4 protein-coding genes are annotated in these 13,840 nt (G+C 38.3%); 3 read left to right on the forward strand and 1 reads right to left on the reverse strand.

The annotated features are described in order from the left end of the window. Nucleotides 1-78: 78 nt before the first annotated feature. A complete protein-coding gene (locus AC3WV0_RS14020; RefSeq protein WP_488846723.1) occupies nucleotides 79-2,151 on the reverse strand; it encodes an alpha-ketoacid dehydrogenase subunit alpha/beta in 2,073 nt (690 codons plus the stop codon). Nucleotides 2,152-2,502: 351 nt separating this feature from the next. On the opposite strand from AC3WV0_RS14020, the gene dnaE reads away from it, so the two are divergent. From dnaE to AC3WV0_RS14035, 3 genes are all read left to right on the forward strand, one after another. Continuing rightward, nucleotides 2,503-7,179 (forward strand): DNA polymerase III subunit alpha, encoded by a 4,677-nt coding sequence (dnaE, locus tag AC3WV0_RS14025; RefSeq protein ID WP_488846724.1) that lies wholly within the window; start codon nucleotides 2,503-2,505, stop codon nucleotides 7,177-7,179. Nucleotides 7,180-7,538: 359 nt separating this feature from the next. Beyond that, nucleotides 7,539-10,154, forward strand: coding sequence for a fibronectin type III domain-containing protein (locus tag AC3WV0_RS14030; protein WP_488846725.1), 2,616 nt, complete (start codon nucleotides 7,539-7,541; stop codon nucleotides 10,152-10,154). A gap of 312 nt (nucleotides 10,155-10,466) precedes the next feature. Then, a complete protein-coding gene (locus tag AC3WV0_RS14035; RefSeq protein WP_488846726.1) occupies nucleotides 10,467-13,637 on the forward strand; it encodes a fibronectin type III domain-containing protein in 3,171 nt (1,056 codons plus the stop codon). Nucleotides 13,638-13,840: the final 203 nt, after the last annotated feature.

Here is a 13,840-nt window from a genome sequence, read left to right on the forward strand (position 1 = left end):
TGAAATTTTTATTCAAAGTAACAAAAAGCGTACAAAAAAACCTCTAAAAAGAATTTAGAGGTTGAATTCATTTTCTGATTAATATTTTAGCATTTTGTTAATCTTTTCGCTCAGCTTTTCAGCATTGGGCAGCATGGCCTTCTCTAAAGCGAGGTTGATAGGTACGGCGGGCGTATCTAAAGAACCCATCGTTTCAACCGGTGCGTCAAGGTATTTAAAGCAGTTTCTGGAAATTCTGTGCGCAAAAGCTTCTGCAAATGAATTGGTTAATTGTTCTTCGGTGAGAACGATACATCTTCCGTGCGCTTTTACTCTTTCGAAAACAAGTTCTTCATCTAGAGGAATTAGAGTTCTTAAATCGATAACTTCCACTCTTCCGTTAAAGTTTTTCACAGCTTCTTTTGCCCAGTAAACGCCCATTCCGTAGGTTACCACTAGTAAAGTCCTGCCTTTTTCTGTTTCATCTTTTTCTGCTTCAATGATTACTTTCCCTTTTCCAAAAGGTAAAATATAATCTTCTGCAGGCTCAATTGTTTTTGCATCTTCAGTTCCGGGAACTTTGCTCCAGTACAATCCTTTATGCTCCAGCATGATCACAGGATTAGGGTCGTAGTAAGCTGCTTTTAGCAATCCTTTAAAATCTGCGGCATTGCTGGGATAGGCAATTTTTATTCCTTTAATATTCGCTAAAATACTTTCAACGCTGCCACTGTGGTAAGGTCCGCCACCGCCGTAAGCGCCGATCGGTACACGGATAATATTGCTTACCGGAAATTTTCCCTGGCTTAAATAACTTGATTTTGAAATTTCTGTAATCAATTGATTGATTCCCGGATAAATATAATCGGCAAACTGTACTTCTACGATCGGTTTTAAGCCTACCGCACTCATACCTGTTGTAGAACCGATAATATATGCTTCCTGAATGGCTGTATTGAAAACCCTTTTGCTTCCAAACTTCTTTCCTAATGTTACTGTTTCGCGGAAAACACCACCGATTCTTTCGCCGACATCCTGTCCGTAAAGCAAGGCTTCCGGATGTTTCCACATCAGTTCCTGAATCGCATGTATGGCCGCATCAACCATAACGATTTTTTCGCCGCCATGCGGTTCACGGGTTCCTACTTCTTGAGTAATCGGAGTAGGTGCGAAAACATGATCCATTACGGTTTCAGGTTTTGGATCTTCAGCGTTTTTAGCTTTCTCAAATGCTTCTTCTGCTTCAAGACGGGCTTTCTTGGTAATCTGCTTTAATAATTCTTCGTCAACGCCTGAATCCAGTAGTTGGTTTCTAAGAATTTCTCCCGGATCCTTTGATCTGTGTTTTGCCAAATCTTCTTCATCTCTGTAAAATTCTCTTCGTACTCCGGAAGTATGGTGGCCGATAAGAACGGTTTTTGCACAGACAACAACAGGTTTTCTCTCATTACGAACAAAATCAACCGCTTTTTTCATGACCTCAAAGCTTTCTACGAAATCTGTTCCGTCAACTCTCATTCTGTTTAAGCCTGTAAATCCGGCTACAAAATCATAGGCATCGGAAGTTCTTGCTTCATCTTTCGTTACGGAAATTCCCCATTCATTATCCTGAACCAGGAAAATGATCGGCAGCTGATGTAATGCTGAAAACTGAAGCGCTTCACTCACTTCACCTTCTGTTACGGAATTGTCACCAAGGCTGCATACAACAACCGGATTATTTTCAAATTGCTGTAAATTGAAATCCTCAATATATTTTATCCCTTGTGCGACTCCGGCTGTCGGAATCGTCTGCATTCCTGTTGCGGAGCTTTGGTGAATAATTTTTGGTTTGTTCTCATCCCTGCTAGAAGGATGGGAATAATATGATCTTCCTCCTGAAAAAGGGTCATCAGCTTTTGCCAATAGCTGAAGCATCAGTTGATAAGGTTCAAAGCCTATCCCCAAAAGAATACTCTCGTCTCTGTAGTAAGGAGACACCCAGTCTTCTTTTTTCAACTGGTAGGCGGTCGCCAACTGAATAGCTTCATGACCTCTGGATGTACTATGAACATATTTGGTAACATTTCTGTTTTCCTCATAAATGTCAGCCATTGCTTTGGCAAGCATCATATGATTATAAGCTTTAAGCAGAATATCCTGAGAAACTTTTTCGTGAAGTGTATTTTCCATAGAAAGCAAAGATAAACAAAAAAACAAAACACTAACAATCGTTAGTGTTTTACAGGTTTGAATGTTTAAATAATGATCTGATTAAACTCATTTCATTTGTAGTGATGAACTTTAAATTATAGCTGAATTCATCTTTTCTTACATTGATTACGTTGAGCTTTCGGCTTGTGGTTATATAAAAAAGTTTTAACATTGTTTTGCTCTTAAATTTTTATTACTGTTATTTGTTCGTTAAATACAGTTTATAATAAAGTCTGAGTTGATTGACCATTTAATGGATTTAAATGTATGCATAACATGAAAAAATGAAGTAACTTTACATTCTCTTTTAAATAAAAGCTAGAAAATTACATGTATTTAGTTTTTGACACAGAAACCACAGGTTTACCAAAGAATTTCAACGCTCCGCTTTCAGATTCAGACAACTGGCCTAGAATGGTTCAGATTGCGTGGCAGTTGCACGATGATGATGGGACTTTAATTGAAAATCAGGATTATATCATTAAACCGGAAGGCTATGATATTCCATTTAATGCGGCAAGAATTCATGGTATCACCACAAAGATTGCCAATGAAGAAGGCCGTGATCTTACGGAAATTTTAAATGAATTTTCTACAGTTTTAGAAAAAGTAAGAGTTGTTTCCGGTCATAATGTCGAGTTTGACTATAATATCGTTGGAGCCGAATTTTTCCGGAAAAATATAAAAGACAACCTTCAGGAAAAACCGAGAGCCGATACGATGGTTCTGGGAACAGATTTTTGTCAGCTTGGGGGAGGACGTGGAGGTCGATTTAAGCCACCAAAATTGGAAGAGTTGTACGAAAAGCTTTATGGACATAAGTTTGATGAAGCTCACAATGCTGCTGCCGACGTAAATGCTACTGCTCAGGTTTTCTTCGAAATGATGAGAATCGGAGTAATTCCTGCTGAGGTCTTAAAGATTTCTGAAGATCAGCTTACATACTTCAAAACATTGTATCCTGATCCGATCAGGCCTTTCAGTATTGTTATCAGAAGACAGGTTGCAGATTTTCATAACAAGAAAAAACAACAGGATTTTGGAAGTATTGATGAAATTGATCTCGGGAAATACTTCAATTTTGATAATCACAGTGTTTTTTCAACATTATCAGCGACTTCGAGCATTAATGATCTGATTAAAAAAGCGACTGATGATAATTTCCCAGCTGTCGGCATGGTGGACCTGGGCAATATGATGGGGGCTTTCAAATTTGTTTCAGCGGTAGAAAGTGCAAATGGTGATCGTGCGAAAAAACATAAAGAATATTTAGCCAAAAAACAGGAAGCTGAAGAGAAAGGTGAAGTTTTTAATGAGGCAGAACCGGTTTCGCAGCCACTTATTCCTGTGGTGGGTTGTGAGTTTTATATATCGGACCGATATGAACAGAAGCAATTTACCAAGGATGATCCTGACCGAAGAACTCAGGTTGTCCTGTTGGCGAAAGATTTTAACGGATATAAAAACCTGGCAAAACTCTCCAGTATTGGTTTTCTGAAAGGATTCTATTTTGGTGTTCCCAGGGTGAGCCGGGAATTGATCGCACAATACAAAGAAGGGGTTATTGCTCTGACTTCAGGGATTCATGGTGATATTCCTGATGCTATTTTAAATACCGGAGAACAAAAAGGGGAAGAACTTTTCAAATGGTGGAAAGATACTTTTGAAGATGATTTTTATGTTCAGATTCAGAATCATAAACTGCCTGAAGAAGAGCATTTAAATGACGTTCTCCTTCATTTTGCAGATAAATATAATGTTAAAATTTTAGCACAGAACGAAACGTTCTACACCAATAAAGACGATTCTAATATTCAGGATATTGTGAGTTGTATTAAAGACGGTGAAAAACTCTCAACACCTGTAGGGAAGGGGTTTGGTAAGAGGAGAGGGCTTGCTACCGGAGAGTATTACATCAAAAATTCAGAGGAAATTAAAGAAGCTTTTCTAGCATATCCTGATGCTTTTGATGCTTACGAAGAATTTACCGCTAAATTTAAACCTTATACCCTGAAAAGGGACGTGCTTCTTCCTAAATTCGATATTCCTCAGGAATTCGTTCACGCAGAAGATGAAGCGGATGGAGGAAAACGTGGTGAGATGGCTTATCTCACACATTTGACCTATGAAGGGGCAAAAAGAAGATATGGAGCTGATGGTATTACAGAAGATATAAAAGAACGTCTGGATTTCGAACTTGAAGTAATTGCTAATACAGGTTATCCGGGATATTTCCTTATTGTACAGGATTTCTGTAACGAAGCCCGCAAAATGGGAGTTTGGGTTGGTCCCGGTCGTGGATCTGCTGCGGGTTCTGCCGTTGCTTACTGTATCGGAATCACAAACGTTGACCCGATTAAATATGATCTCCTTTTTGAGAGATTCCTTAATCCGGAGAGGGTTTCCATGCCGGATATTGATATTGACTTTGATGATGAAGGCCGTGACCGAATTATTAAATGGGTAATCGACAAATACGGGCAAAGTCAGGTTGCGCAGATCATTACATACTCTGTACTGGGAGGTAAATCTGCTATTAAAGATGCCGGAAGGGTGTTGGATGTTCCGATTCCTGATACGAATAATATTGCGAAGTTAATTCCTTCCACGCCCGGGATGAATATTGCAAAAGCTTTGGCAAAATATGATAAATTAAAACCGGAAGAACAGATGCTCGTTGACGAGATGAGACTGGTCTTGGATAGCCCTTCTGATCCTCGTCATGATGTGCTTGCAAGTGCAAGAAAAATGGAAGGATGTATCCGGAATACAGGAATTCATGCCTGTGGAGTGATTATTACTCCGGAGGATGTCAGTAATCTTGTTCCGGTAACGATTGCAGCAAAAGATGCGGATATTTTGGTTTCCCAGTTTGATAACTCTGTTGCAGAAAGTGCCGGTCTACTTAAAATGGACTTCCTGGGTTTGAGAACTCTGACGATCATTAAAGATGCTCTTAAACTCGTTAAAGAAAGACACGGAGTTGATATAGATCCCGACGAAATTCCGTTGGATGATGCTAAAACGTATCAGTTGTTTAAGGAAGGTCGAACCATTGGGATTTTCCAATACGAAAGTCCCGGAATGCAAAAGTACATGCGGGAACTTAAACCAACTGTTTTTGCCGACCTTATTGCGATGAACGCATTATATCGTCCGGGTCCTATCAAATACATTCCGAACTTTATCAACAGAAAGCACGGAATAGAAGAAATTGTATATGATTTACCTGAAACCGAAGAATATTTAAAGGAAACCTACGGAATTACGGTGTATCAGGAGCAGGTAATGCTTTTATCTCAGAAATTGGCCAACTTTACAAAAGGTGAAGCCGATACCTTGAGAAAAGCAATGGGTAAAAAGCAGATTGATGTACTTAACAAAATGTATCCTAAGTTCATCGAAGGCGGAAGAAAAAATAACCTTGATGAAGAGCGATTAGAAAAAATCTGGAACGACTGGAAAGCCTTTGCAGAATATGCTTTTAATAAATCTCACTCTACCTGCTATGCGTTTATTGCTTATCAGACGGCCTTTTTAAAAGCTAATTATCCGGCAGAATACATGGCGAGTGTAATGAGTAACAATATCAACAATACCGACTCTATTACCATGTTCATGGAAGATTGTAAAAGTATGGGAGTAGATGTTTTGGGGCCTGATGTTAACGAATCTCAATATAAATTCTCGGTAAATGAAAAAGGCCAGATCCGTTTTGGATTAGGAGCTATTAAAGGGATTGGTGAAGGACCGAGTGAAGCCATTACAAGAGAAAGAGCAAACGGAAGATTTAAAAATATCTATGACTTTTTTGAAAGAATTCTCCCTTCTCAGATGAACAAAAGAGTAGCGGAAAGTTTGGTGTTGGCAGGTGCCTTTGATGAATTGGATTCTTTCCACAGAGGTCAGTATTTTGATATTGATATGGCGGGAAGAACTAATCTTGAAAGATTGATCAGGTACGGACAAAGCTTTCAGGAGAGTAAAAACGAAATGGAAAATTCATTATTTGCAGATTTTGCCGAAGAAGTCCAGATCGAGCAGCCAAAGCTTGCTCCCTGTCCGGAATGGCCGAATATGCATAAGCTTAATAAGGAAAAGGAAATTATCGGATTCTATCTTTCTGCGCACCCTCTGGATGAATTTAAATATCAATATCAGTTTATGCAGGGGCAACTTTCTAAAAAAGCAGTTTTAGAGAAAGAAGAAGAGGTAAAACTGGTTGTAGATGAAGCTCCGATTCTTGAGCAGGATACTCCGGAAGACATTACTGATCTTGTAGAAATTGTTTCTGATGAGCTGCTGACCGGCGAAGAAGAGATTGTAGAAGAAGTGACAAAAAAAGCAGAGCCTAAAGGCGTTTTCCACTTTCTGAACCTTGATGAGGTGGATGCTTATAAAGAGCAGGCTTTTGCCAACAAACAGGAAGAATTATTCGAAGAAAAGAAAAAAGACTGGAAAACAATTCAGAAAGAAAGGGAAAATGGAGGTGGAGGAAAAGAGTATACTGTTGCCGGTCTTATCACGGAATATCGTGTTCAGGACGGCTTCAGAAGTGGTGAAAAAGTAGCTTTTGTAACACTGGAGGATTATTCAGGGTCGTATTCTTTCAGGCTTGGTGACCGTGATTATATGCGTTTAAAGGAAAAGCTGGAAGTACAGCGTTTTGTAATATTCAAAATTAAATTTGCCCAGGTGAAAGACGGAAGGGTTTTTGTCAATGTAAATGATGTGATCGAGCTTCAGGAAGCATTTGAAAGATTCGCCAAAAGCATCTCGCTTGTTATGGATGTGATGGATTTCAGGCCTGAAGATCTTACTTTTTTCAGAAACGTTCTTGAAAAAAATCAGGGCAGCCAGAAATTGAAATTTTATATAAAAAATACAGATGACGATTCTAGGGTAGAACACCTTGAGGTTCAGTCGATGAAACATTCGGTCAATCTGAGTGGAGAACTTATCAAAGAGATTCAGCTGTTGAATAAATATGAATTCTATCTAAATTAAATAATTATTACTTAATATTAAATAGGCTGTCCTAAGAGTTTGGGCAGCCTATTTTTTTATTTAAGAAATGCTGGATTTTATAAATTGACCAATTAAAAATTATCATTATGAAATTATGTAATATTTGTTAAAATGTTATAAAAATATACTTAATTTTTAAATTATATTATGTTAAAATACTGAAAATCAATTTTGTTAATATTTAAATTTATTGATTATAATTCTATTTATTGTGATAATTGTTTATTATTAAACATTTATTTAATGTTTTCATTGTTTTTTTAATAAAAAAATAAAAATAATCTTTTATATTATATAATTTATTAATATTTTTACTGCCTAATTTTAATTTACTAAGCATGAAGAAATTTTTACTTGCGTACCTTACGCTTTTAGGTACATTATTGTCAGCTCAGATAACCTTGGGCTCTGGAACAACAACAGGCGGTACTTCTACATCCGTTGCCACGGTTCCGTGGAGTACTTATTATGGATACAGCTATGCGCAGCAGATCTTGCTGAAGAGCGAAATCAATGCTACTGCTCCTGGAAATATTACGGGATTAAAATTCTATCTGGGATCTTCCGCCAGTATCAATAATTCGAATAATATAGTTGTGTATGTGGGCCTTACTTCAAAATCGTCATTCTCGTCAGGAACAGATTGGATTCCTACGAGTGCTATGACACAGGTTTACAGTGGCACAGCAGCGAATAATGCAGGAGTTGTAGAGATAACATTCGCATCACCTTTTGCTTATGATAATACAAGTAACCTTGTCATTGCTGTTGATGAAAATAAAGCCGGTGATGATGGAGGTGAGCTTTTTTATACTTATGCTAGTGGAACAAATAAAACTTTGTATTATCGAAGCGATTACACGAATCCGGATCCGACGGCCATTACTCAATCTGGAACAAGATCAGCAACTCAGTCTGTTGTGACATTAGTTGGTCTTTCGCCTAGCTTACTTCCTGCATGTCCTACAGTTACAGCACCAGCAGCAGCAGCAACAGGTGTATCTTTGTCACCTACTCTTACATGGAATGCAGTAGGTAATGCAACTGGATACAGATTAAGTGTTGGTACAACGTCAGGAGGAACAGATGTTGTAAACAACCAGGATTTAGGTAATGTGACTTCTTATGCGCTACCGACTCCTCTGCAGTTTAATACTCAATATTATTATACAATAAGTTCTTATAATGGTTCTGGTTCTTCCACAGGTTGTTCAGAGAGAACTTTCACTACAGCTAATATTTCTTGTCCTGCTGTTACGGCACCAGCGGCTGGAGCTGGGGGCGTTTCTGTAACCCCTACTATTACATGGACTGCTTCTTCAGGGGCTACAGGCTACAAAATCTCAGTGGGAACGACAGCAGGAGGAACAAACATTATGAATAATGTTGATCTTGGAAATGTTACTTCTTATACATTCGGTTCGGCATTGCAGAATGGTACGAAATATTATTATACAATTAATTCTTATTCATCAGCAGCTGTTTCGTCAAGCTGTACAGAAAGGAATTTTACTACCGTATGTCTTCCTGCTATTGCATTTTCTGAGAACTTTGACTCTGTAACTGCTGGTGACTGGCCATCTTGTTGGGTTAAAGTAGGTTCAGACGGTTCTGCTTATACTCAGTCAAGTACAGCGATCAGTGGTCCGAACAATATGTATATTTATACTAGTTCAACGGCTTCTCCTGCTGTAGTATCTATGCCTCCGGTAAGTACACTTCAGTTGGGTACCTATCGTTTAAAGTTTAAAATGAGAGCAAATTATACAGCCGGAGATAAAATAGATGTTGGTTATCTTACTGATCCTACTGATGCATCAACATTTGTATCTTTTGGTACTACTTATACTGCGAACAGTGCGAGTGTAGTGGGTAATTATACAGTAAATAATATCACTGCCCCTGCAGGTGTTACGACAATGGCATTCAAGCATATTGGTCCAAACGGATATAGCATCTTAATTGATGATGTAGTGTATGAATTAATGCCTAGTTGTGTAGAGCCGACGGCTTTAGCGGTATCTGGTATTACATCTGTAGGTGCGACGATTTCTTGGACTGCTACAAGTCCTGCTCCTGCCAGTGGTTATGAGTATTATTATTCTACAACAAACACTGCTCCTACTGGTTCTGGTACTGCGACAAGTAATTCGACTGAACCTTTATCTTTATTAACGCCAAGTACAACCTACTATGTTTGGGTAAGATCAAATTGTGGCAGTGGCACAAGTACTTGGGTTGGGCCTGTGGGCTTTACTACATTGGCAACTCCACCTGCAAATGACAATTGTTCAAACGCAATTGATTTAACAGCAGGGGGTACATTTGTTCAAAATGCAGTTTCAGGCACTATTGTTGGAGCTACTAATACTCCTGCATTAACTGCTAGCTGCTTATTTACGCCTACAAACGTTGGAGGAAACGTATGGTATAAAGTTACTGTTCCTGCTTCAGGTAGTTTAACAATTGAGACGGATGCCGTTTCAGGTTCTTTGTTAACAGATACTGTTTTGTCGGTATTTGCTGATTGTAGTACTACTACTTCTATAGCGTGTGATGACGATACAGGTAATGGTAATTTCTCTAAAATTTCCTTGACAGGGCAAACTCCGGGTACAGTATTATTTGTAAGTGTTTGGAAATATTCTACAGCAACGGATGGAGCATTCCAGATCTCTGCGTATGATTCATCACTTGTTTTAGCAACTAATGAAGTAAAAGATGCCAAAAACAATATCAAGGTATATCCAAATCCATTTAATGATGTATTGAATATTTCTGATGCTTCAAATGTTAAGAATGTTTTGGTTTCAGATCTTTCAGGTAGATTAGTGAAAACTATTGCAAATCCGGGATCTCAGCTTCAACTTGGAGAACTGAAACAAGGAATGTATTTAGTGACTCTGGAAATGAAAGATGGTTCTAAACAAACACTTAAAACAATCAAAAAATAGATTGTAATAAATAACTAAAATTCAATAGCGGCTAATTTAGCCGCTATTTTTTTATCTGGAAGTAAAATATTTTTTTATGTTAAATGATGGTTGTGCTTTAAGAGAGATCATTATTTGATTGTTGTAAGCAATTGAAAATGAGCTTTAAAAATAATTCATAAATTTGAGAATTTAATGGTAAAATCAAACAATTATTTAATATTAACTAATTTTCTAACATTTTTGATGATGTTTTTTTAATAAAATCAGGATAAATTTTCATATAATTTAATTTATATATAATTTTATCACCTAATTTTAATTTACTAACGAATGAAAAAACTTTTACTAGCGTGCATGATGGCCTTAGGGGTAAGTACATTTGCACAGACAAATGTCGCTAGTTACTCTTTTGCCAAGAGTACGGGCGTCACGTATACTCCTATTACCGGAGGAACGAAATTGTTTCCCTCGGGGACTAACACAACGTATGATAACGATGTTTCGGCTGCAATTCCTTTGTCTTCTCCATTCACTTTCGGCGGTGTTGCAATGAATAGTGTTTATATAAGTGCAAACGGATTTATAACCTTTGGAGCTGCACCTGGAGGGACAAATTATACTCCTCTTTCAACATTGGGGTCAACAACTGGAGCTATTTCTGCTTTTGGTCAGGATGGTGGTTTTTCTTCTTCTGATGTTACACAACCAGTAGGAAATCATGAAGTAAGATATCAGGATTTAGGGAATGAATTTGTTGTTCAGTGGCAGGATCATGCGAATTATTATAACAGATCAACCGAAAGGCTAAATTTTCAAATTAGATTAGTTTACAGTACCGGTGAAATAAAGATAGTTTATGGAAACTGCACAGATCCTGGAACATCAAGTACAACGTCAACTACTCCTCAGGTAGGGATACGTGGAAATAGTACAACATTTGCTACTAATGTAAGTGCATTGATGATCGGTAATGTACCTACAGGCACAAGCTGCGATTGGTCTAAAGCAGTAACAGGAAATTCGAATTCAAGTACAATGCTTTTTTCCGGTACAACTAACGTTAATGTTAAAATTCCGAATGGATTGCAGTATTCATGGACACCAAGTACGCAGTTACCTGTGAGAACTTTTGCTGCTACAACAGCAATTACAACAAATGGAGCAACTGTTAGCTGGACTGCTCCAGCAGGTGCGACAGCATATAACGTTCAGTATAGGGCTTTGGGAAGTTGTGACTGGACTGATTTTACAGGGAATCCTGTTTCAGCAACAACGGCTTCATTATCCGGATTAGTTCAAAATACAACATATCAGGTACAAGTGCAGGCTTTGAATGGAGGAGTACAGGCAATGTATTCCCATATACCAAATTTGGCAGGCACTGGTAATGGTTATGCTACGGCTGGCTCTTTTACAACATTAGCTAATTGTACAAGCACCGTTACGGGTCTTGCTTCATCCGCAATAACTCCAGATGCGGCAACTATAAGCTGGACGGCATCCGCAACTCCTCCCGGAAACGGATATGAATATTATTACAGTACATCGGCTACAGCACCTTTAAATACTGCAACTCCTTCAGGATACACTGCGGCAGGTGTTGTCACTGCTAATTTATCAGGATTGGCTCCAAATACAACTTATAATTATTGGGTGAGAGCGAATTGTAATGGAGTAGATAAAGGTGTCTGGTCTAGTTCTGCAAGTTTTACAACGCCTTCATTATGTCCAACCATAACAGCTCCGGCAGCAGGTGCTACCGGCGTGAGTACTACGCCTACAATAACATGGACTGCAATTAATGGAGTTTCTGGATATAAATTGAATGTAGGAACAACTTCGGGAGGTAATGATATTGTAAATAATGCTGATGTTTCCGGAACATCATACACTTTTGCATCTCCATTAAATACTGCTACTAAATATTACTATTCAGTTAGTGGATACACAACAAATACAAATGCAACAACTTGTACAGTCAGAGATTTTATGACGGTTTGTGGTGCTTTAATACCAGGCTATACAAATAACTTTGCTACATTCCCTGGATTATGCTGGACGTTAGCTAATGGTGGAACGCCGGCAACAGGACCTGGAACAGGAACAACAAATTACTGGGTTGAAGATGGATTTCTCAATTCGGGCTCAACAGGAGCAGCTAGGATTAACCTGTTTTCTAATAACCGAAATGGTTGGATGATTTCACCGGCATTTGATCTGTCAGCTGGTGGATATCGCGTAAAATTTAATTTTGGAGCAACAAATTTTGCTTCGACAACAGCTGTTACCTCTATGGGTGCAGATGATGTGATACAATTTGTAGTTTCTACAGATGGAGGTACGACATGGACAGTATTGCAGACTTGGAATAATTCTAACATTCCATCAAATACATCAAATACATATATTTTAAACCTAACGTCTTATACAGGAAACAATACAAAATTTGCATTCTTCGGAAGTGACGGTACGGTAGATGATACTCCTGACTACGATTTTTTCATAGATAATTTTATTGTTGAAAACATTCCAGCTTGTGATACTCCAACAGCATTAGCTTCTTCATCGGTTACGGCAACAGCGGCATTGGTTTCATGGACTGCACCTCCGGCAGCTCCATCAAATGGATATGATGTATATTACAGTAATACCAACACTGCGCCTACAGCTTCTACAACGCCTTCTATACCTGGTGTAACGGCAACTTCCACATCATTAACATTGTCTTCAATGTCTACTTACTACGTATGGGTAAGATCTAATTGCGGAGGTACACAAAGTTCTTGGGTAGGACCAATAAGCTTTACACCTCCGCCAGCTAACGACAACTGTTCCGGAGCAATTCCTTTAACAGTAGGAGGTGTATTTGCTGATAACGCTTTAACAACGTCAAATGTTGGAGCAACAACAGATGGTACAACGTCGTGCCAAACCAATAGAGGAGATAATGTATGGTTCTCGGTAGTTGTTCCTGCAAGTGGCAATGTTACGGTAGAAACAAAAGGGGTTACAGGGTCCGGACTTTTAGATACGGTTCTTTCTGCTCACAGCGGAACATGTGGATCATTAACATCAGTTGATTGTAATGATGACAATCCATCAGGAGGAGTTTATTCAATAATTTCGTTAACAGGGCAAACTCCGGGATCTACTTTATACTTTAGTGTGTGGAGGTATACAGGAACCGCAGGAGGAACAAGTACAAATGGTCAATTCCAGATCTCTGCATATGATTCATCACTTGTCTTAGCGACAAATGAAGTAAAAGATGCTAAAAGCAGCATCAAAGTATATCCAAATCCATTTAATGATGTATTGAATATTTCAGATGCTTCAAATGTTAAGAGTGTTTTGGTTTCAGATCTTTCAGGTAGAATAATAAAAACTATTGCAAATCCGGGATCTCAGCTCCAACTTGGAGAATTGAAACAAGGAATGTATTTAGTGACATTGGAAATGAAAGATGGATCTAAACAGACATTTAAAACAATCAAAAAATAGATTGTAATAAATAACTAAAATTCAATAGCGGCTAATTTAGCTAGTCATGGTCGGAAGAAATTCCGACCATTTTTTATGTTTTGAAAACCTTGGCAGGATCACCTCCTGCAAAAAGGATTAGAATGGCAGTAATCATATCTCGAAGCTCCATTGTAATCCGCCTTTTTGCGGTTTTGTAGCCTAAATTATTTGCTTTTTTGTAA

The sequence above is a fragment of the Chryseobacterium sp. 27AL genome (assembly GCF_057815395.1).

What these genes read in the sequence shown, in the direction of transcription:
- AC3WV0_RS14020 (WP_488846723.1), bottom strand. Translation starts at nt 2,151, where the DNA reads ATGGAAAATACACTTCACGAAAAAGTTTCTCAGGATATTCTGCTTAAA.
- AC3WV0_RS14035 (WP_488846726.1), top strand. Translation starts at nt 10,467, where the DNA reads ATGAAAAAACTTTTACTAGCGTGCATGATGGCCTTAGGGGTAAGTACA.
- AC3WV0_RS14030 (WP_488846725.1), top strand. Translation starts at nt 7,539, where the DNA reads ATGAAGAAATTTTTACTTGCGTACCTTACGCTTTTAGGTACATTATTG.
- dnaE (WP_488846724.1), top strand. Translation starts at nt 2,503, where the DNA reads ATGTATTTAGTTTTTGACACAGAAACCACAGGTTTACCAAAGAATTTC.